The 21,014-nt window shown below is 71.3% G+C and carries 18 protein-coding genes; 9 read left to right on the forward strand and 9 right to left on the reverse strand.

Annotated features, from left to right (window positions below):
- Window positions 1–3: 3 nt before the first annotated feature.
- Window positions 4–621: a MerR family transcriptional regulator gene (locus ACZ67Q_RS34180; protein ID WP_471190134.1), complete on the reverse strand. Its 618-nt coding sequence runs from the start codon at window positions 619–621 to the stop codon at window positions 4–6.
- Between the two features lie 132 nt (window positions 622–753).
- Here ACZ67Q_RS34180 and ACZ67Q_RS34185 point away from each other — a divergent pair, with 132 nt between their 5' ends.
- The 4 genes from ACZ67Q_RS34185 (at window position 754) to ACZ67Q_RS34200 (ending at window position 3,977) form a co-directional block, all read left to right on the forward strand.
- Window positions 754–1,164, forward strand: coding sequence for a DUF3291 domain-containing protein (locus ACZ67Q_RS34185; protein ID WP_471190136.1), 411 nt, complete (start codon window positions 754–756; stop codon window positions 1,162–1,164).
- 65 nt (window positions 1,165–1,229) lie between these two features.
- The gene (locus ACZ67Q_RS34190; protein ID WP_471190138.1) at window positions 1,230–2,681 is read left to right on the forward strand and encodes an MFS transporter; all 1,452 of its coding nucleotides are present in this window, start codon (window positions 1,230–1,232) and stop codon (window positions 2,679–2,681) included.
- Window positions 2,682–2,750: 69 nt separating this feature from the next.
- A complete protein-coding gene (locus ACZ67Q_RS34195; protein WP_471190140.1) occupies window positions 2,751–3,104 on the forward strand; it encodes a cupin domain-containing protein in 354 nt (117 codons plus the stop codon).
- Window positions 3,105–3,143: 39 nt separating this feature from the next.
- Window positions 3,144–3,977 (forward strand): AfsR/SARP family transcriptional regulator, encoded by an 834-nt coding sequence (locus tag ACZ67Q_RS34200; RefSeq protein WP_471190142.1) that lies wholly within the window; start codon window positions 3,144–3,146, stop codon window positions 3,975–3,977.
- Window positions 3,978–3,991: 14 nt separating this feature from the next.
- On the opposite strand, the gene ACZ67Q_RS34205 is transcribed toward ACZ67Q_RS34200, so the two are convergent.
- From ACZ67Q_RS34205 to ACZ67Q_RS34240, 8 genes are read right to left on the reverse strand one after another with little or no spacing between them, the layout of a single operon-like run.
- Window positions 3,992–5,101, reverse strand: a complete 1,110-nt coding sequence (locus ACZ67Q_RS34205; protein ID WP_471190144.1) for a [LysW]-lysine hydrolase — start codon at window positions 5,099–5,101, stop codon at window positions 3,992–3,994.
- A gap of 35 nt (window positions 5,102–5,136) precedes the next feature.
- Complete coding sequence (locus ACZ67Q_RS34210) at window positions 5,137–6,015, reverse strand: [LysW]-aminoadipate kinase (protein ID WP_471190146.1); 879 nt, start codon at window positions 6,013–6,015, stop codon at window positions 5,137–5,139.
- The gene (gene argC, locus ACZ67Q_RS34215; RefSeq protein ID WP_471190148.1) at window positions 5,969–6,991 is read right to left on the reverse strand and encodes an N-acetyl-gamma-glutamyl-phosphate reductase; all 1,023 of its coding nucleotides are present in this window, start codon (window positions 6,989–6,991) and stop codon (window positions 5,969–5,971) included. The genes ACZ67Q_RS34210 and argC overlap by 47 nt, the downstream gene beginning before the upstream one ends.
- Window positions 6,988–7,857 (reverse strand): lysine biosynthesis protein LysX, encoded by an 870-nt coding sequence (gene lysX / locus ACZ67Q_RS34220; RefSeq protein WP_471190150.1) that lies wholly within the window; start codon window positions 7,855–7,857, stop codon window positions 6,988–6,990. Before lysX ends, argC begins: the two co-directional genes overlap by 4 nt.
- 3 nt (window positions 7,858–7,860) lie before the next feature.
- The gene (locus ACZ67Q_RS34225) at window positions 7,861–8,040 is read right to left on the reverse strand and encodes a lysine biosynthesis protein LysW (protein WP_471190152.1); all 180 of its coding nucleotides are present in this window, start codon (window positions 8,038–8,040) and stop codon (window positions 7,861–7,863) included.
- A complete protein-coding gene (locus ACZ67Q_RS34230) occupies window positions 8,037–9,074 on the reverse strand; it encodes a transketolase family protein (RefSeq protein ID WP_471190154.1) in 1,038 nt (345 codons plus the stop codon). Before ACZ67Q_RS34230 ends, ACZ67Q_RS34225 begins: the two co-directional genes overlap by 4 nt.
- Entirely contained in the window at window positions 9,071–9,922 is an 852-nt protein-coding gene (locus ACZ67Q_RS34235; protein WP_471190156.1) for a transketolase, read from the reverse strand. Before ACZ67Q_RS34235 ends, ACZ67Q_RS34230 begins: the two co-directional genes overlap by 4 nt.
- The gene (locus ACZ67Q_RS34240) at window positions 9,919–11,274 is read right to left on the reverse strand and encodes a DegT/DnrJ/EryC1/StrS family aminotransferase (RefSeq protein WP_471190157.1); all 1,356 of its coding nucleotides are present in this window, start codon (window positions 11,272–11,274) and stop codon (window positions 9,919–9,921) included. The genes ACZ67Q_RS34235 and ACZ67Q_RS34240 overlap by 4 nt, the downstream gene beginning before the upstream one ends.
- Before the next feature lie 361 nt (window positions 11,275–11,635).
- Between ACZ67Q_RS34240 and ACZ67Q_RS34245 the strand changes: the two genes are divergently transcribed.
- The 5 genes from ACZ67Q_RS34245 to ACZ67Q_RS34265 all read left to right on the forward strand — a co-directional run bounded on the left by ACZ67Q_RS34245 (window position 11,636) and on the right by ACZ67Q_RS34265 (window position 20,768).
- Window positions 11,636–12,721 (forward strand): GNAT family N-acetyltransferase, encoded by a 1,086-nt coding sequence (locus ACZ67Q_RS34245; RefSeq protein ID WP_471190160.1) that lies wholly within the window; start codon window positions 11,636–11,638, stop codon window positions 12,719–12,721.
- Window position 12,722: 1 nt separating this feature from the next.
- Window positions 12,723–14,027 carry an MFS transporter gene (locus ACZ67Q_RS34250; protein ID WP_471190162.1) on the forward strand — a complete coding sequence of 435 codons (1,305 nt, stop codon included), beginning with the start codon at window positions 12,723–12,725 and terminating at the stop codon, window positions 14,025–14,027.
- Between the two features lie 133 nt (window positions 14,028–14,160).
- Window positions 14,161–14,781, forward strand: a complete 621-nt coding sequence (locus ACZ67Q_RS34255; protein WP_471190164.1) for a DedA family protein — start codon at window positions 14,161–14,163, stop codon at window positions 14,779–14,781.
- Window positions 14,782–15,120: 339 nt separating this feature from the next.
- Window positions 15,121–16,131: a LacI family DNA-binding transcriptional regulator gene (locus ACZ67Q_RS34260; RefSeq protein ID WP_471190166.1), complete on the forward strand. Its 1,011-nt coding sequence runs from the start codon at window positions 15,121–15,123 to the stop codon at window positions 16,129–16,131.
- 350 nt (window positions 16,132–16,481) lie between these two features.
- On the forward strand, window positions 16,482–20,768 hold the full coding sequence (locus ACZ67Q_RS34265) for a discoidin domain-containing protein (RefSeq protein WP_471190168.1): 4,287 nt from the start codon (window positions 16,482–16,484) through the stop codon (window positions 20,766–20,768).
- The last annotated feature ends 246 nt before the right edge of the window (window positions 20,769–21,014 follow it).

Below are 21,014 nucleotides of genomic sequence, written 5' to 3' on the forward strand. Positions count from 1 at the left end.
GCCTCACTCCTTGTGGCGCTGCGCGGACTCGTGCTCCTGGGCGAGCCTGCGCAGCGCCATCAGGGCGGGCTCCAGCAAGGTGGTGAGGACGACGGCGCGCTCGGCCAGCTCCAGCGGGTCCGTCACCCCCTCCAGGTGGTCGAGGTCGAGCCGCGCGGTCTCCTCGGCGAGACGGGCGTAGGGCAGCAGGGCGTGCCAGTCCAGAGCCATCCCGAACTGCTGGAGACTGGCCAGCGTCTCGGCCAGCACGCCACGGGCCGGGGCATCGCTGTGCACCTGCCAGCCCAGCTCCTTCAGGAGGGCGTCCACCGCGGCCGGGTGTTCGGACTCCCCGGCGGGCTCCTCCGGGAGACGGATCGCGCCGAGGGCCAGACCGAGCACCAGGTGGGGGTGGGACTGCTCCTCGGAGAGGGCCCCCAGCACCTGCCGGGTGGCCTCCACGGACAGCCCGCGTACCCCGATCAGGGCCCGGATCAGCCGCAGCCGGCGCAGGTGCTGCTCGTCGTAGTCGGCCTGGGTGGCCGAGGTGTGGCGGCCGGCGGGCAGCAGCTCCTCCCGGATGTAGTACTTGATCGTCGGCACCGACACCCCACTCTTCCGGCTGAGTTCGGAGATTCGCATCGGTCCTGTCTCCTTCTGTTCATTCGATAGCTCCACTGTCTATAGTGGATAGCGACAGTATCCATAGGGTCACTATCCATTATGCCCGTCGGCGGCTTCCGCAGGTAGGCCCCTCTCAGGAAGAGCACCGTCATGCCCACACTCCCCTGGACCACCCCGAACGAGCCGCAGCCCGGCGTCACCACCGCCCTGGTGATGGCCTCGCGCCTGGAGGTGCGCTCCCTCAAGGACGTGCCGCGCTTCTTCCTCCAGTCGCTGGCCGCCTGGAAGCAGGTGCGCGGCGCGCAGGGCGCCCTCGGCGCCTCGCTGATCGCCGACCCGCTGCGCCGCACCTTCTGGACCCTGTCCGCCTGGGAGAGCCGGGAGCAGCTCTACGCCTACGCCAAGGCGGAGCCGCACCACACGATCGTGAAGGGCCTGCGCTCCACCATGCGCCGGTCCGTCTTCACCTTCTGGGAAGTCCCCGTCGGCGAGCTCCCGATCACCTGGGCGGACGCCAAGCGCCGCATCGCCGAGCAGCAGGCCGCCGAGGCCAATTCCTGAACCCCTTCACCACCGACCGATCCGTTCCCTTCGCCTTCCCCTGAAGAACCGCCGAGGAGACCCCCATGCCCAAGCCCGATACCCGGTCGGCGCCGCTGTGGCTGTCGATCGTGGCCTCCAGCGTCCCGATGTTCATGGTCGCGCTGGACAACCTGGTCGTCTCGACCGCGCTGCACACCCTGTCCGCAGAGCTCGACGCCTCCACGCAGGACCTGCAGTGGTTCGTCAACGCGTACGTGCTCAGCTTCGCCTGCCTGCTGCTCACCGCCGCCGCGCTCGGTGACCGCTTCGGCCGCCGTCGGGTCTTCGTCCTCGGCATCACCCTCTTCACCGTCGCCTCCGTCTTCTGCGGCCTCGCCACCACCAGCGGCGAACTGATCGCCGCCCGGGCCGTCCAGGGCATCGGCGCCGCGGCCGTGATGCCGCTCTCCCTCACCCTGCTCTCCCAGGCCGTGCCGGCCCGAAAGCGCGGCCTGGCGCTCGGCCTGTGGTCCGGCATCAGCGGCCTGGCCGTGGCCATGGGCCCCGTGGTCGGCGGCGCGGTGGTGGACGGCCTGGACTGGCAGTGGATCTTCTGGGTCAACGTGCCGGTCGGCATCGTCGCCGTCCCGCTGATCCGCTTCGTCCTGAAAGAGAGCCGCCTGGAGGGCGTGGGGCTGGACCTGCTGGGCATGCTGCTCGCCTCGGCCGCCCTGTTCGCCGTGGTCTGGGGCATCGTGCACGCCTCCACCGACGGCTGGACCTCCGGCACCGTGCTCGCGGCATTCGCCGCCGGGGCCGTACTGCTGGTCCTCTTCCTGCTCTGGGAGCGCCGCGCCCCGCAGCCGATGCTGCCGCTCTCCTTCTACCGGGTACGCGCCTTCACGCTCACCAACATCGTCTCCGCCAGCATGTACTTCGGCGTCTTCGGCTCGCTCTTCCTGCTCGCCCAGTACCTGCAGATCGCCCCGCCGCGCACCCCCTTCGAGGCGGGCGTGCGGACACTCGCCTGGACCCTGATGCCGATGTTCGTCGCCCCCGTCGCGGGCATGCTGACCAACAAGGTCGGCGGCGGACGGCTGATGGCCCTCGGCCTCTTCCTGCAAGGCGCCGGCCTGGCCTGGATCAACGTGATCGCCGGCACCGACACCTCCTACCCGACCCTGGTCGCGCCCATGGTGGTCGCCGGCATCGGCATGGGCTTCGTCTTCGCGCCCACCGCGGCCGTGGTGCTCGGCTCGGTCAGCCAGGAGCACGCCGGCAAGGCGTCCGGAGCCAACACCACCGTCCGCGAAGTGGGCGGCGCGCTCGGCATCGCCGTACTGAGCACCGTCTTCGCCGGCCACGGCAGCACCGCGTCGCCCACGGACTTCGTCGACGGCATGCACCCGGCGGTGTGGGTGGGTGTCGGCGTCGTACTCGCCGGCGCGCTGTGCGCGCTGGGTATCCCGCGCCGGCCGCAGCCCGCCGACACCCCGGCCGCCGAGTCCGAGGCGGCCGCCCCCGACGCGGACCGCACCGCGGCCGCCACCGCCTGACCGTCCCCCCGACCGGCGCGGGTGCCCGAACCCCCGCGGGCACCCGCGCCACCCGTGCCAGGAGAAGCCATGGAACCCTCACTCGAAGGCTGGGACATCGCCCGCGTCGACGGCGACGACGAGCTCCCGTGGATCCCCTGGGGCACCCAGGGCAAGGCGCGGGCCAGGATCGCCGCCCGTGCGGACGGCTACCACGTGGCCATCGTGGAGGCCGAGCCCGGCTACCGGACGGAGCCGCACGTGCACCGGCACGCCGAGTTCCTCTACGTCATCGAGGGCACCTGCAGCAACCAGGGCCGCACCATGACCCGCGGCGACGTCTTCGCCGCCGCCGCGGGCTCCGCACACACCCACTTCGTCGCGGAAACACCCCTGACGTACGTCTCGATCTTCAAAACCGAAGGTGACGAAGACAAGAGCTGACACAGCGCATTCGGCACCCTCACCGAACCGAGGATTCCCATGATCGTCGAATCGTCGTCCGACAGTGCCCGCAAGACCTTCTTCCGCGTCCTCGGGCCGTTGCGGGTCTGTTCCGGCAAACGGGAGGCCGCCCTCCCCGAAAGCCGCCAGCTCACGGTCCTGGCCGTGCTGGTGACCGAGGTCAACAAGGCTGTCCCCCTCGGCAGGCTGGTCGACGCGGTGTGGGGCGACACCCCGCCGGTCACCGCGGACAAACAGATACAGACCTGTGTGTGGCGGGTCCGCAAGGCACTCGTCCAGGCCGGGTCCCGGGCCGACCTCATCGAGACGGTCCGCGGCGGCTACCTGCTGCGGCTGCCCGACGGATCCGTGGACACCCAGCTCTTCGAGCAGCTCAGGGAGCGCGGCCGGCTCCGGGCCCGGGCCGGCGATCCGGTGGGCGCCGTCGCCGACTACCGCGCCGCTCTGGCGCTGTTCCGGGGAGAGCCGCTGGCCGGGCTGACGAGCCGGGCGCTGGAACCGGTCGCGGCGTACTGGGCCGAGCGCCGGCTCACGTTGCTGGAGGAGTGCTTCGACGTCGAGCTCTCCCTCGGTCACCACCGGGAACTGGTCGGCGAACTGAGCCTGCTGGTCGACGAGCACCCGTTACGCGAACAGCTCCGCTGGCACCTGATGACGGCGCTCTACCTGTCCGACCGCCGGGCCGACGCCCTCGCGGTCTACCACGCGGGCCGGGCCGCACTGATCAGCCATGTCGGCCTCGACCCCTGCGCGCGCCTCCAGGAACTGCACCAGCGGATCATCTCCGGCGACCCGGTCCTCCCGCCCGAGGCCGTCGTGTACCCCGGGCTCGCCCTGCGGGGCGTGTCCTGAGCGACCGCCTTGCGTCACCGGACACCGGCCGCTGCCGTCTCCTCGGCCCGCTCTTCGGCCCGCTCTTCGGCCCGCTCCTCGGCCGCTACGAGCTCGGCGGCGAGCGTCTCCAGCGCCTGCCGGAGCACATCGACGGCCTTCGCGTACTCGGCGAGATCGATGTGCTCCCGGTCGGTGTGGTCGAGAGCGGAGTCGCCCGGGCCGTAGACGGCCATCGGCACGTTCCAGTGCGGCTCGACGATGTTGAGGTCGGCCGTGCCCGTCTTGAGCTTCAGCGTCGGACGCGCGCCCTGAGCCCGTATCGCGGAGCACAGGGCGCGCACCGCGGCGCCCCGGGTGTCCACGCGCACCGCAGGGGTCCGGTCGTCGATCTCCAGCACGGCGTCGCCGGCGGCGTCGGTCAGGAACCGTTCGAACGCCTCCAGGTCGAACCCCGGGGGGGTGCGGCAGGCGACGGTCATCCTCGCCTCTTCGATCGTGCCGCCCATCTCCGTCAGCGTCGGGATGGGCCGGTCGAAGGCACGGGTGCCCGCCGCGTGCGCCTCGCAGTAGCCGGCCACCTTGTTCCAGAAGGCGACGGCCGCCTCGGTCGCCTTCTCCTCCGGGCTCGCCGTGTGCACGGCGGGACGGCGCACGGCGTACCGCACCACGACCCGCCCCTTGTAACCGATGCCGACGCCGGACCACCCGTTGGGTTCCCCGACGAAGGCGGCGTCGGGCCGGTGTCCCTCGAGAAGGTGCGTCGCGCCCCGCCCGAAGGTCTCCTCCTCGACCACGCCCGCGACCACCAGGCGCACCTCCTGGCCGACCTCGGCGGCCGCGGCCGCGCAGATCATGGTGGCCAGCGGTCCCTTGGCGTCCACCGTGCCACGGCCGTACAGGACGGTGCCCTCCCGCCGCACCTCGAGCGAGCCCGGCACGGTGTCCATGTGGCCGATGAGCATGATGGTCGGGCCGGAGGCCGGCCCGCGTGCGGCAATGACGTTGCCGACCTCGTCGAGGTGCGTCTCGAAGCCCCACTCCCGCAGCTCCCCGGCGAGGAAGGCGGCCAGCTCCGCCTCTTCGCCCGACGGCGACGGGATGTCGACCATGCGGTGCAGCAGCGACTCGGCGCGTGTACTCATCGGAACTCCTTGCGGGGAAGGGACGTGCGGGCGTTTCACGGCGGGGAGGGCCGACGGGACCCTCGGACGAACGTCGTGCCGGTCCCGGCCCGGGCGGCGAGCACCGGGGAGTCCAGGCGGCCGTCGGCGAGGACGACGTGCGGGACGCCGGCCAGGAAGGCCTCACCCGCGCTGCGGAGTTTCACCTTCATGCGCCCGCCCGCGCCGTCCAGGTAGGCGCCCAGCTCCTCGCCGGGCACCTCCGCGACCAGGCTGGCCGGATCCGCGGGGTCGCGCAGCAGCCCGGGCACGTTGGACAGGACGATCAGCCAGTCGGCCCCCAGGGCCACCGAGAGCCGTGCCGCGAACCGGTCGGCGTCGACATTGAGCATGCCGTCGGCCGGGTCCCGTGCCGGAGGCGACAGCACGGGAACGTAGCCGCCGCCCAGCAGGGTCAGCAGGAGGTCCGGATCCACCTCCTGGACGCGTCCGGAGAAGTCGTCGCGTACGACCCGCTCGACCCCGTCGACCACGGCTCTGGCCGGCGGGGTCCTGCGGGCCGTGACCAGGGATCCGTCGATCCCCGACAGGCCGACGGGGCGCAGGCCCGCGCCGGCCAGCTCCGCGACCAGCTTCGGTTTGACGCGCCCGAGCATCGACATGACCAGCGCGTCGAGCGCGGCGGCGTCGGTGTAGCGGCTGTGCCGGCCGTTCGGCGCGGTCATGGTGCGTACCGGCCGGCCGAGTTCGGCGGCGAGCCGGTCGGCCTCGGCGCCGCCGCCGTGCACGACGACCACCTCGCCGCCCTGCTGGACGAGGTGGGCGATGTCGGCGCAGGCGCGGGCCATCTCCGCGCCGAGCGAGCCGCCCACCTTGATCACGAACCGCTCAGGCCGGGTGGAGCCCGGCGAACCGCAGTCCCGCGGTCTCGTCATGGCCGGCGGCGATGTTGAAGCACTGGACGGCATTGCCGGCACCTCCCTTCACCAGGTTGTCGATGGCCGCCACGACGATGAGGTGATCTCCCTCCGCGTTGAGCGACAGGCCGATGTCGCAGTAGTTGGTGCCGCTGAGGATCTTCGGCTCCGGCATCCGGCGCAGGGCGGACCGCTCCCTGACCAGCCGTACGAACGGCTCGTCCTGGTAGGCCGCGCGGTAGAGCGCCCACAGCTCGCGCTCGGTGACGGCCCGGGACGGCGTGATGTGGCAGGCCACCTGGATGCCGCGCACCGCCTCGATGCCGGTCACAGTCATGTGCACGGGTACACCGCAGGCCTGCTCGATCTCCGCCGTGTGCCGGTGACCGTGCGGCTTGGCCATGCGCAGGGCGCCGCTGCGCTCGGGATGGTGACTGCCCTCGTCGGGCGTCCTGCCGCCGCCGCTGGAGCCGGTACGGGCGTCGACCAGGGCCGTGCCCGCGAGCAGGCCCGCCGCGGCGAGCGGATGCAGGGCGAGGATGGCGGCGTTGGCCATGCAGCCCGGTACCGCGATGTGGGTGGCCCCGCGCAGCCGCTCGCGGTGCAGTTCGGGGATGCCCGGCTGGAACCGCGCCAGCCAGGACTCCTCCGGTGCGGCACCGGAGTAGAAGCGTTCCCGGCGGGCGCTGCCGTGGAGCCGGAAGTCGGCGCTCAGGTCCACCACCCGCGGCGCCAGCGCGGACCAGGTGTCGATGTTCTTGGCCGACGCCCCGTGCGGCACCGCGAGGAAGACGACGTCGGACTCCGACAGGTCCTCCTCGGCCACGAAGGACAGGTCGCTCTGGCCGCGCAGATTGGGATGCGCGGCGCTGAGCGGACGCCCACGAAGGCGCGTCGAGGTGGCCTGGACCAGCTCCACGTGCGGATGCTGCAGCAGCAGCCGGACGAGTTCGCCGCCGATGTAACCGCCGGCGCCGATCACCGAGGCTCTCACGCGACCACCGTTTCCAGGACGTGGCCGACGAGGAGGTCGGCGATGTCCAGTCCGGTGGCCGAGCCGAGCCCGTGGAACTCCATGGTGTGGTTGACCTCGGTGACCAGGACCTCGCCGTCGGAGCGTTCGATCAGATCGACCGCCAGCATGCCGCCGCCGACCGCCTCCGCGGCCCGCAGCGCGAGCTTGGCCAGGTCCGGCGTGACCTCGCACGCCTCCGTGGCCGCACCGCGCGCCGTGTTGGTGATCCAGTGCTCCGACCTGCGGTAGACGGCCGCGACGACCTGATCATCGAGCACGATGGCCCGTATGTCGCGGCCCGGCTTGTCGACGAGTTCCTGGACGTAGAACACCGAGTGCACCGGTGAACGCAGCGCCTGCTTGTGCTCGATCAGCGTCTCCGCCGCGTCCCGGTCGTTGACCTTCGACAGCAGCCGGCCCCACGACCCGACGGCGGGCTTGACCACCGCCGGGTACCCGATCTCCTCGATGGCCCGCAGCGCCGCGTCGGGGGTCACCGCCACCACGGTCCGCGGGGTCGGCAACCCGGCGCGCACCAGGGCCAGCGACGTGAGGATCTTGTCGCCGCAGACCTCGATGACGCCGCTCGGGTTGAGGACCTGATGGCCCGTCGACTCGAAGAGCCGCGCCGCGTAGACGCTGCGCGTGTGCGACATGATCCGGTTCAGCACCCCCCGGTAGCGCACCGGCGGCGCGGCGTGGAGGTCGCTGATCAGCGTACGGTCGTCGATCGGCACGTACGGGACACCGCGTCGCTCGAGGGCGGCGAAGATCTGCCGCTCCTCCAGGCGGACGCGGGTGGTCAGGACGGCCAGGAGGCCGTCCTGCGACACGCTCGTGGTCACCCGTTACTCCCCGAAGTCTTCCTCGATCTCCGGAGCGAGCGCGAACTCGACCGGGTCCAGGCAGATGATCTCCAGCTCCACCTGGCAGCCCGGGCAGACGACGATCGACGTCACGCGCAGGTCCGGCGCCGTCGGTACGGACGCGGCGCACTCCGGGCAGGTGTTCGTGGTGACGGTGGTCATGACGCACTCTCCTTCATGGTGTGAGGGTGGAGAACGGATGTCGTGCGGGGCCGGCCGTTCAGGACGGCCCGGGCGGCGGCGACGACGTGCTCCGCACTGACGCCGGCGGCGCGGAGCTGGGTGCGGTGGTCGCCGGGCCGGGACGCGAAGGCGTCACTCACCCCGACCCGCAGCACCCGGGCAGGCCGGTGTTCGGCGACGGCCTCGGCGACCGCGCCGCCCAGCCCGCCGAGCACCGAGTGGTCCTCGACGGTCACGATGCCGGCGGTGGTGTCGGCGGCCCGCACCACCGCCGCGACATCGAGGGGCTTGATGGTGTGCATGTTCAGCACCGCCGCTTCGATGCCCTGCCCGGCGAGCCGGCGGGCCGCCTCCAGCGCGAAGAGGACGGGGTGGGAACCGGCAGCGATGATCGTCACGTCGCCGCCGGTGCGCAGCTCCGCCGCCCGGCCGACGGTGAAGCCGGCGTCGCCGTGGTGGACCGGGTCGGTCGGACCGCGGCCGAGCCGGATGTACACCGGGCCGGGCAGGTAGGCCGCGGCGTTGACCATCCGCACCGTCTCGCCGGCGTCCGCGGGCGTCATCACCGTCATGTGAGGCAGCGACCGCATCACGGCGAGGTCCTGCTGTGCGTGGTGGGTCGGCCCCAAGTGGCCTGCGGACAGGCCGGAATGCGTGGCGACGATACGGACCGGCAGCCGGTGGTAGGCGATGTCGATCTTGACTTGTTCCAGGGCCCGCGCGGAGGCGAAGGCGGCCATGGTGTTGACGAAGGGCAGGAGCCCGGTACTGGCCAGAGCCGCCCCGACGGACATCAGATTGGCCTCGGCGATCCCGAGGTCCACGTACTGTTCCGGCAGGACGGCCTCGAACTGCTTCTCCAGCCCGCCCATGTCGGAGTCCAGGCACCAGATCCGCCGGTCCGCCTGCGCCAGTTCGAGCAGCGTCGCCCGGTAGGCGGCCCGGTCGGAGCCGTCCTGCCGGGGCTCGGCGGCCGCCCGCGCCGTGCCTGCCCCGCTGAGCGTGCCGCTCATGAGGAGGCTCGCAGGGCGGCCAGCGCTCGCTCGTACGCCGCCTCACCGAGCTTGGCGAAGTGGCTCTGCTTGCGGTGCTCCAGATGGCGCACCCCGCGCCCCTTGACCGTCTCCGCGATCAGCATGGTCGGGCGCCCCGGAACCGGGACGGACCGCAGCGCCGGAACCAGTTCGGCGAAGTCGTGCCCGTTCACCTCGGCCACCTGCCAGCCGAAGGCCCGCCACTTGTCGGCGAGGGGCTCGAGCCCCATCCGGCCCTCGGTGGGACCGCTGATCTGCAGACGGTTGCGGTCCACCACCGCGGTCAGGTTGTCCAGTTCCAGATGGGCGGCCGCCATGGCCGCTTCCCAGACCGACCCCTCCTGCAGCTCGCCGTCGCCCATCAGGGTGAAGACCCGGTTGGGCCGTCCGGCCCGGCGGGCGGCCAGGGCGAGTCCGGTGGCCAGCGACAGACCGTGGCCGAGTGACCCGGTGGCGAACTCCACGCCCGGCACCGCGGGTGTCGGGTGCGCCATCAGCCGCCCGGTGGCGCTGCCGTAGGTGTCCAGCTCATCGGGGGCCAGGTACCCCCGCTCGGCGAGCGTCGCGTACAGCGCGGCGCTGGCATGGCCCTTGCTGAGCACGAAGTGGTCGCGCCCCGCCCAGTCCGGCTCGTCCGGGCGCACCCGCATGACCCCGAAGTAGAGGGCCACGAGGATGTCCGTCGCCGACAGGGAGCCGCCCACGTGCGTGCCGATCGCACCGGCCCCGATCCTGAGCACGTGCTCCCGGACCGTCATCGCCCGGCTGCGCAGGTCGTCCCAGCGCGCGGCCTCGTCCGTGACCGCCTCGGCGATCTGAAGGCTCACGCCGGCACACCGACCTTCCGGCCGTGTCCCTTGACGGCGGCCCACGGCGGCTCGTAGTCGAGGGCGCGCGCGAAGCGGGCGATGACGTCGAGGTTCTCCCAGACCCGCTCGAAGGCGGTCGCGTACTCGTCCAGCGCGGGGCCGGCGTCGGGGTTCAGGTGCATGCGCCGCAGGCAGAGGGAGTCCTCGATGACCTGGCAGGTCACGGGATAGTCGGCCAGGTCGTAACGCTGCGGGTTGGCGCCCGGCAGCGACCACGGAAGGCCGTTGCCGTAGGCGTTCTGCTCCTGGAACACCGGCTGACCGGGCAGCGGAATGATCTGGTAGTGCGTCAGCGGCACACCCTCCGCGAGCAGGGCGCGGCGCAGCGCCTGGCGGAACCGGCCCGGCGTGACCCCGTCCAGGCCCGCCGCCTGCGGGTCGAAACGGAAGCGCAGCATGTGCCACATGTGGGTACGGTCGTCCGGGACGGGCGGGACGACGATGCCCGGCAGCGCCGCGAGCCGCGACAGGAAGACGGGGATGTTCTGCTCGCGGCGCACCTGGTAGTCCCAGAACCGGGCCAGCTGCGACCTGGTGAAGGCGGCCAGCACCGAGCTGAGCTTGAGGTTCGATCCGCGGGTGGCGGACACGTACAGCCGTTCCTCCGTGCTGAGGTCCTCGCCCAGGATGCGCAGGCTCCGGCAGCGCTCGGCGACGTCCTCGTCGTCGGTGACGATCAGGCCGCCTTCACCGCACGTCGGGATGCTCTTCTCCACGTTGAGGCTGAACACCGAGGCGGCGCCCATGGAGCCGGCGGTCTCGCCGCGGTACTTCCCGCCCTGCGCCTGCACGGCATCCTCGACCACCAGCAGGTCGTACTTGCGTGCCAGGGCGCGGATCTCGTCCATGTCGGCGGGCAGGCCACCGAGATGGACCGGGACGATCGCCCGCGTACGGGACGTGATCTTCGCTTCGATCTGCCGCACGTCGATGTTGAACGTGACCGGGTCGATGTCCACGAAGACCGGGATCGCCAGCTGGTACAGCGGCGCCATCGCGGTCGCCACATAGCTGAGGGCCGGCACGATCACCTCGTCCCCGGGCTGGAGGCCGAGGGCGGTCAGCGCCAGCTCCAGCGCCACGGTGCCGCTGTTGACGGCCACCGCGTAACGGGTGTCGCAGAACTCGGCCCATTCCGTCTCGAGCCCGCTGATCTCCTGCTCGTTCTTCGCGCCGACCGTGAACTTGCGGCTGTCCAGGGCCCGCAGCACGGCGTCCTTGTCCGCCTGCGTCACCACCGGCCACTCCAGCCGCCGATGTTCCGGACGAACCACGGGCTTGCTGCCGAACATCGCCAGCTGCGCCTTCATGTCTCTCCCCTTGTGAGCGGAACAGGCCCCGCCTGCTCCGTGTCGCCGGAATGCATGAACCGGGATGGGTGCACCACCATCCGTGCGCGGCACGGTGTGCACCTCGATGTCGACGAGCCGTCCACGACGCCGTGGCCCCCCGGCCCTGAGATGGACGCTAGGGCCCGCCGCTCTTGTCGCGTTCTCACGGTGATATCCGGCCACTCAATTCCCCGGGTGCGCACCTGGATTGCGGGTCGCTCGCCTCGGGCCGGCCAGGGCCGGGCGGCCCGAGGCGAGACCGGCGTGAGACCACCGTGAGAGGTGCCGTCCCTACCGTGTCCCCGTCCCGACCCGATGGCCCGAGCAGGAGGTGTGCGGGGTGGACACCACACAAACCGGCCGGTCCGTGGTAACCACGGCCGACTGGCGGCTGTCCGACGAGGTGCCGGAGCAGGTGGCCGCCAGCTGCCTCTACGACTCCGCCGACTGGCTGCGTGCCTGGGAAGGCATCGGTATCGAGAAACGCTTCCGTCACGCGTACGTGCACACCGATCCGGCGGACCCCGACGGGGCGTCGGTCCTCCCGCTCTACGCCGTGCACGAGTCGCCGTTCTGGGACGGATACGAGCGGCAGGTCGGCCTGGTGGGCCGGTTCGGCGACCCGGTGGTCTTCGCCGGCTCCCCGTACTCGATGTACGGCAAGCGCGGACATGTGCCCGGCGCGCTGGTCCGGGGCGCGTACGCCACCGCCATGGAATGGATCGCCTCCGGACCGGCCGAGCTGCTCGTCGTGCCCAACCTCACCGAGGAGGGCATGGCCGACTGGCTCGCGGTGGCCGGGCCCCCGGTCGGCCGCGTCCTGCTCGAACGCACCTACAGCTGCGACCTCTCCGGCGACTTCGGCGACCACATGAACCGCGTCACCAACAAGATCAGGCGGGATGTGCAGAGGCGGCTGCGCCGGGCCGACGAGCGCGGCCTGCGAATCCGTATGGTCGAGGGAGCGGAGGCGCACGCGCTGGTGCCCGCCGCGTACCCGCTGACCGTCGACACGAGCGACAAGAACGACTGGCCGGCCCTGTTCGACGAGGACGCCCTGCACGGCATGTTGCGGGTGCCCGGCGCCATGCTGGTGGCCGCCGAGGTGGACGGCCGCCTGGTCGGGGCCTTCTTCGCCTTCCGGCGCGGGTCGGAGGTGACCTTCATGTGCGGCGGCGTCGACTACGCCACGCTCCACGACCTGAGCACGTACGTGGCGCTCATGTACCGCAGCACCGAATGGGCGTACCGGCACGGCATGCGCCGGATCGAGTGGGGCCGCGACAACTACCGGTTCAAGGAGCGGCACGCCCTGACCGGCACCGATCTGTGGGCCCTGGTCTACGCCCCCGGACACCGTGGTGACCTCGAACCGGCGCTGGCCCACATGCACCAGGTGCTGTCCGCCTACATCAGGGGAGACTGACATGGGACCAGGCCGGCGCCGCATCGCGCTGCTTCTGGCAGCCGTCATCAGCGTCAACGCGTCCTACACGGTGATGATTCCGTTCGTGCCGGACCTGGAGCACCGGGTGGGGGCGGGGCCGGTCGTCGTCGCCCTGACCTTCGCCCTGTTCGCGGGGGCCAAGGCGCTCGCCCAGCCGGTCGGCGGATGGTGGGTCGACAGGTGGCGCGCGGACCGCGTGGCGATGTTGTCCATGCTCACCGCCGCGGTCGGCATCGCGCTGACGGCCGTGGCCCGGGACAGTTTCACGCTGCTGGCCGCCCGGGTGTGCTGGGGGATCGGTGAGGGACTGGTCTCCCCGGCCCTCTACGCGGGCATGACGGCGCTGTGCCGCCGGCACGGGATCCCGACGAGCCGGATGATGGGGAACTTCGGGTCGGCCGCCGTGGCCGGGTTCCTCCTCGGGCCGCTGATCGCCGGAGTGGCCGTGCCCGTCGGCTTGACGGGTCTGTTCCTCGCGGGCGCGCTGATCACCGCGGCGACGGCTGTCGGACTCCTCCTGGCCATCCCCGGACAGGACACCGCGAAGACTCCGGAAGAACCGGACGCCGCCCCCGGGACGGACGCCCCCGCGGCGGGGCCGGCACCGGTCCGCTGGTGGGTGTGGGCCCTGCTGCTCGGCGGACTCGACATGTTCACCTTCCTCGTCTACTCGGCCCTCGAACCGCTCCTGCCGGTCTACCTGAGCGCCGGAGCGCACACGTCGGCACGAACGGCGATCTCGGCGGTCTTCGTCGCCGGGCTGGCCGTCTCGGGCCTGACGATGTGGCTGCTGGGCCGCTACACGCCGCCCCTGCGGACGCTCGCCGCGACCGGGCTTGCGCTGACGGCCGTCGGACTGTGCGCCATGGCCGCCAGCGCCCACTTCGTGGCCGTCGGCGGAAGTTTCATGGTCTACATGTTCGGTTATGCGACGCTCTTCCTCACGGCCCGGCGCGGGATCGTCGAACTGAAGGCCGCCACGGCGCACGACGGCAAGGCCTTCGGTCTGTTCGGCCTGGTCTCCGACATCGGCAACGTCCTCGGTCCCGTCATCGGCGTCGCCCTGTACGCGGCCACCGACCGCCTGGCGTTCCTCGTGCTGGGCGGCGTGAGCGGACTGGTGCTGCTGGCCATCGCCGTTGCCGGCCGCAGCCGCGCCACCCTGCCGGGCGACGCCGCTGCCACCGGGCCCGGCGGAGCGGCACCGGTGGCCGGAGCAGCGCAGGAGGCCGGCAGGACGGAAGCGGTACCGGCCGCCGCCGCGGTGGAGGCGGACAGCCGTTGAGGTGTGCGCCCTGAACTGGCCTCACGTCTCCCGCCGGTGGTGATTGCTCCCGCGTCCCGGGGGCGCCTCCTCGCCCTCCCTGCCGAGCGGCGCGCCGATCCCGACCCGTGCACGCGTGACGTACGGTGGGCACATGGCGCCGCCTCTGCCTGGCCCGTTGGCCCACCTGGCCCCGCTGCTCAGCCACTACGGCTACTGGGCCGTCGGGGCCGTCGTCTTCGTGGAGGACTTCGGCATTCCCGCCCCGGGCGAGACGATCCTGATCGCGGCGGGGATCTACGCCGGGGCCGGGCGGCTGAACATCGTCGCCGTCGCGGTGCTCGCGTTCGCCGCGGCCGTCGCGGGAGACAACGTCGGCTATCTGATCGGGCGGACCGGCGGACGCGCATTCGTCCACCGCTGGGGTCGCTACGTGTTCCTCACCCCCGAACGCTTCCACCGGGCCGAGGAGTTCTTCGCCCGCAACGGCGCCAAGATCGTCACCGTGGCCCGCTTCATCGAGGGTCTGCGCCAGGCCAACGGCATCATCGCGGGCACCAGCGGCATGCCCTGGCGCCGCTTCCTCGTCTTCAACGCCCTCGGCGCCGCGCTCTGGGTCGGTCTGTGGGCCACTCTGGCCTACCTGGCCGGCAGCCACATCACCGCCGTCTACGACGAGATCACCCGCTACCAGCTCTACGCCCTGATCGCCCTCGGCGTCCTCGCCGCCGCGTTCATCGGCCGCCACCTGCTGCGCCGCCGGCACCGGAACTGAACCGGGCTGCGTCAGCTCCGCCCCCGAGGGTTGCCCGCCCGCTGCTCCGGCGCGGGCGAGGGCGGGTCGACTTCGCGCCACGGACTCGGCCACGGGCTCACGGCGAGACCGGACGCCGTGGGCGTCGGACGCCGGGGGCGCCGGACGAGCGGGCGTCGGACGAGCGGGCGCCCGACTCAACTCGCCCGCCCCGGCGCCGGACACGAACCCGCCCGGGCCGGGCTTCGCGCCCGGTCCGGCACCGCGCTCGGCCCGCTTGCAACGCGCTTGCGCCCGGACGGCTTCGCTGCCGCATCATCCGCGTAATCGGTTTGCGCTCTTTGCGCTAGCCTTGCGTGTATGACGCGACGACTTGCTCAGGTGGCCAAGAAGGTGGGGGTCAGTGAGGCCACGGTGAGCCGTGTCCTCAACGGCAAGCCCGGAGTCTCCGAGCCGACACGGCAGGCCGTGCTGACGGCGCTCGACGTCCTCGGCTACGAGCGGCCGACGCAGCTGCGGGGCGAGCGCGCGCGGCTGGTCGGCCTGGTGCTGCCGGAGCTGCAGAACCCGATCTTCCCGGCGTTCGCGGAGGTGATCGGGGGTGCCCTGGCGCAGCAGGGGCTGACGCCGGTGCTGTGCACCCAGACGCAGGGCGGCGTCTCCGAGGCGGACTACGTCGAGCTGCTGCTGCAACAGCAGGTCTCCGGCGTGGTGTTCGCCGGTGGCCTGTTCGCGCAGGCGGACGCGCCGCACGAGCACTACCGGCAGCTCGCCGAGCGCAACATCCCCGTCGTGCTGATCAACGCGTCCATCGAGGGGCTGGACTTCCCCTGCGTCTCGTGCGACGACGCCGTCGCCGTGGAACAGGCCTGGCGTCACCTGTCCTCCCTGGGACACGAGCGGATCGGCCTCGTCCTCGGCCCCGGCGACCACGTCCCGTCCGGACGCAAGCTGCAGGCGGCCCAGGCCATGGCGCAGGCTGCCGGTGCCGCGCTGCCGGACGAGTTCGTCGTACGGTCCATCTTCTCGCTGGAGGGCGGGCAGGCGGCCGCCTCGCGCCTGCTCGAGCGGGGCGTCACCGGGATCGTGTGCGCGAGCGACCCGCTGGCCCTGGGTGCGATCAGGGCGGTGCGCCGCCGTGGGCTGTCCGTGCCCGGGGACGTCTCGGTCGTCGGTTTCGACGACTCCGCCTTCATGAGCTGCACGGAGCCGCCGCTGTCGACCGTCCGCCAGCCCATCGAGGCGATGGGCCGGGCCGTGGTCGAGTTGCTGTGCGCCCAGATCCAGGGCACCCAGGCCCACCCCGGTGAGCTGCTGTTCGAGCCGGAACTGGTGGTCCGCGGCTCGACCGACCAGGCACCCGCGAGCTGACCCTCGGCCACCGTTCGACCGGCGCCGGTCCCCGGGACTTTCCCGGGGACCGGCGCCGGCGTCGTTTTCGAGGTCGGGGCGTGCGTGTCGCGCTTCTGCCGTCCGACTCGCCCCACGGCGACGGCCGTCGGCGACGACTCGGTCCCAGGGCCTGCCCGTGCGCGCCGCTCGCCTTGCCGGCATGCCCGCGTACCGTTCGGTCCCCGAATCCCGGCATAGGGGAAGCGGAGCAAGATGTGGCTCCCGAGCCGTAGACGTTCGCATGATCCTCTGCAACTCTCTGAGCCATGAACGCAAAAAACTAACTGGAGATTAGGCAGACAACGGCTACGGGGAGAGATCGAGGACCGATGACAATCCGCAGAGGGAGATCACGGGCCCTGAGCACCGTGATCGTGACCAGCCTCCTGGCACTGGGCGGCCCGCTGACAGCCGCCCGGGCCGCCGGGGGACCGAACATCGCGCTGGGGGACACTGCCCAGGCCAGCAGTACGCACAGCGGGTACGCGGCGCCCAACATCACCGACGGCGACCAGGGCACGTACTGGGAGAGCGCCGGCCCGGACTTCCCCCAGTGGGTGCAGACCGACCTGGGCTCCACCGAGCGCGTCGACGAGGTCGTCCTGAAGCTGCCCGCGGGCTGGGAGAGCCGCAACCAGACCCTCTCCGTGCAGGGCAGCGCCGACGGCACCAGCTTCAACACCCTGAAGAACAGCGCGACGTACACCTTCAGCCCGGCCTCCGCGAACACCGTGACGGTCGCGTTCCCGGCGACCCAGACCCGGTTCGTCCGGATCGCCGTCACCGCCAACACCGGCTGGCAGGCGGCGCAGCTGTCGGAGCTGGAGGTGCACGCCGCCACCGCGTCGTCGGACAACCTCGCCGCCGGACGCACCCTGACGGCCAGCAGTACCACGCAGGTCTACGCCGCGGGGAACGCGAACGACGGCAACCGCGCCACCTACTGGGAGAGCGCCAACAACGCCTTCCCGCAGTGGCTGCAGGCCGATCTCGGATCCTCCGTCCGGGTCGACCGCGTCGTGCTGCGGCTGCCGGCCGGCTGGGAGAGCCGCAGCCAGACGCTGAAGATCCAGGGCAGCACCAACGGGACCGACTTCACGGACCTCACCGCCTCCCGCGCCTACCCCTTCGATCCCGCGACCGGCAACGCGGCGACCCTCACCTTCGACGCGGCCACCACCCGATATGTGCGGGTCCTGGTCACGGCCAACACCGTCCAGCCCGCCGCCCAGATCTCCGAGCTGGAGATCTACGGACCCGGCACCGGCGACACACAGGCGCCCAGCGCCCCGTCCTCTCTCGCGCTCACCGAGCCGGCCACCGGGCAGATCCGGCTGACCTGGAACGCCGCCACCGACGACACGGGTGTGACCGGGTACGACATCTATGCCGACGGGTCGCTGCTGAGCAGTGTCGGCGGGGCCGTCACCACGTTCACCGACACCCGGCCGGCCGGTGAGACCGTCTCCTACTACGTGCGCGCGCGGGACGCGGCCGGCAACCAGTCCGCCAACAGCAACACCGTCACCCGCAGGGGCGACACCGGCGACACACAGGCCCCGACCGCACCCGGGAACCTGGCCCTCACCGAGCCCGGCGACGGGAAGATCAAGCTGACCTGGACCGCCTCCTCGGACAACCTCGGCGTCACGACGTACGAGATCTACGCCGACAACACCCTGCGCGCCAGTGTCGCGGGCGACGTCACCACGTACACCGACAGTCAGCCCGCGACGAGCACGGTGACCTACACCGTGCGGGCCAGGGACGCGGCGGGCAACCGGTCCGCGCCGAGCAACAGCGTCACCCGCAACGGCAGCGGCGGGGGCGGCACGAATCTCGCCGTCGGCAAGCCGATCAGTGCCTCGTCCGTGGTGTACACGTACGCCGCCGAGAACGCCAACGACAACAACCTCAGCACCTACTGGGAGGGCGCGGGCGGCAGTTACCCGAACACGCTCACCGTCAAGCTCGGGGCCAATGCCGATCTCGACCACCTGGTCCTCAAGCTCAACCCGGACTCCGCCTGGTCCAAGCGCACCCAGACCATCGAGGTGCTCGGGCGTGAGCAGAGCGCCGACGGCTTCACCTCGCTGGTCGCGGCCAAGAGCTACACGTTCGACCCGGCCGACGGCAACACCGTCACCGTGCCCGTCTCCGCCCGCGTGGCCGACGTACAGCTGAAGATCACCGCCAACTCCGGCTCGTCCGCAGGGCAGTTGGCTGAGTTCCAGGTGATCGGGGTGCCTGCGCCCAACCCCGACCTCGAGGTCGCCGGGCTGACCGTCTCGCCCGCCGCCCCCGTGGAGTCGGACGCCGTCAGCGTCTCGGCCACCGTGCGCAACAGCGGCCCGGTCGCCGCCCCGGCGACCACCGTGGCCGTGCGGCTCGGCGGTACCAAAGCCGCCACAGCGCAGGTCGGCCCCCTCGCGGCCGGGGCGCAGACCACCGTCACCGCCTCACTCGGGCAGCGCGAGTCCGGCACGTACCAGCTCAGCGCCGTCGCCGACGACGGCGACAAGGTGATCGAGCAGAACGAGTCCAACAACACCTACACCAGCCCCACCGCCCTGGTGGTCAAGCCGGTCGAGAGCGCCGACCTGGTCGCTTCCTCGGTGACCACCTCGCCGTCCAGCCCGGCGGCCGGGGACACGGTCACCTTCAAGGTGGCGCTGAAGAACCAGGGCAACAAGGCCAGCGCCACGGGCAGCCACGGCGTCACCCTCACCCTGGCCGACTCTCAGGGGAACACGGTCAAGACCCTGAGCGGCGCCTACAGCGGCACCCTCGCCGCCGGCGCCTCGGCAGACGTGGAACTCGGCGCGTGGACCGCGGTCAACGGCTCGTACACCGTGAGGACGGTGATCGCCGACGACGCGAACGAGGTGCCGGTCAAGCGCCAGAACAACACCTCCAGCCGGCCGCTGTTCGTCGGACGCGGCGCCCACATGCCGTACGACATGTACGAGGCGGAGGACGGCACGGTCGGTGGCGGGGCCACCGTCGTCGGTCCCAACCGGACCATCGGGGACATCGCCGGTGAGGCTTCCGGCCGTAAGGCCGTCAGCCTGGACGCGACCGGGGAGTACGTCGAGTTCACCACCCGCGCCGCGACCAACACGCTGGTGACCCGTTTCTCGATCCCGGACGCGCCGGGCGGCGGCGGCATCGACTCCACGATCGACGTCTACGTCGACGGTGTCTTCAAGAAGGCGCTGCCCCTGACCTCCAAGTACGCCTGGCTGTACGGGGCGGAGGCCTCACCCGGCAACTCCCCGAGCGCCGGGGCTCCACGGCACATCTACGACGAGGCGCACATCCTCCTCGGCGAGACCGTGCCCAAGGGCAGCAGGATCCGGTTGCAGAAGGACGCCGCGAACACCTCGACGTACGCGATCGACTTCGTCAGCCTGGAGCAGGCCGCGCCGGTCGCCAACCCCGACCCGGCCACGTACGTGGTGCCCACCGGCTTCACGCACCAGGCGGTGCAGGACGCCCTCGACAAGGTCCGTATGGACTCCACGGGCAAGTTCGTCGGTGTCTATCTGCCGCCGGGTGACTACGAGACGTCGAGCAAGTTCCAGGTGTACGGCAAGGCCGTGCAGGTGGTCGGCGCCGGGCCGTGGTTCACGACCTTCCACGCGCCCGCTTCGCAGGAGAACACGGACATCGGCTTCCGCGCCGAGGCGTCGGCCAAGGGGTCGCTGTTCAAGGGCTTCGCCTACTTCGGCAACTACACCTCGCGCATCGACGGCCCAGGCAAGGTGTTCGACTTCTCGGGCGTGTCCGACATCGTCATCGACGACATCTGGAACGAGCACATGGTGTGCCTGTACTGGGGCGCCGACACCGACCGGATGACCATCAGGAACTCCCGGATACGGGACCTGTTCGCCGACGGCGTCAACATGACCAACGGCTCCACCGACAACCTCGTCACCAACAACGACGCGCGCGCCACCGGCGACGACAGCTTCGCACTGTTCTCGGCCATCGACGCGGGCGGCGCGGACGAGAAGAACAACGTCTACGAGAACCTCACCACCACCCTGACCTGGCGGGCGGCCGGGGTGGCCGTCTACGGCGGCTACAACAACACCTTCCGCAACATCTACATCGCGGACACGCTCGTCTACTCGGGGATCACCATCTCCTCGCTGGACTTCGGCTATCCGATGAACGGGTTCGGGACCGATCCGACGACCTTCGAGAACGTCTCCGTCGTGCGGGCGGGCGGTCACTTCTGGGGCCAGCAGACCTTCCCGGGCATCTGGCTGTTCTCGGCGTCCAAGGTCTTCCAGGGGATCCGGGTGAACCACGTCGACATCGTCGATCCCACCTACAGCGGGATCATGTTCCAGACGCAGTACCTCAACGGGCAGCCGGTGAACCCGATCAAGGACACCGTCTTCACCGACATCTCCGTCACGGGCGCGCGCAAGAGCGCAGACACCTTCGACGCCAAGTCGGGCTTCGGTCTGTGGGCCAACGAGATGCCCGAGCCCAACCAGGGTCCGGCCGTCGGCGAAGTGACCTTCAACGGGCTGGAGTTGAACGGCAACGCCGTCGACATACGCAACACCACCTCCACCTTCAAGATCAACATCAATCCGTGACGGCCGGCGCCCGCGGGGCGCCACCGCATGAACAGCGGGCCGGTGCGAGCTCGGTGCGAGCTTGCGCCGGCCTGCCTGCGTGCGGACTCTCACGGAAGGCCGTCTTCCAGAGTCTGTCGAGGATTTACGAAAACTGCGCGAGATATTGCGTTCACTTGTCGGCGGTGGTTGAGTGTGCGACGCCCCGCCCGGCTCGGCCGAGCCTCACAACGCCCCACCACGCAACGGCGACGGGGCCACCTCACC

The sequence above is a fragment of the Streptomyces sp. NPDC036813 genome, assembly GCF_055609245.1.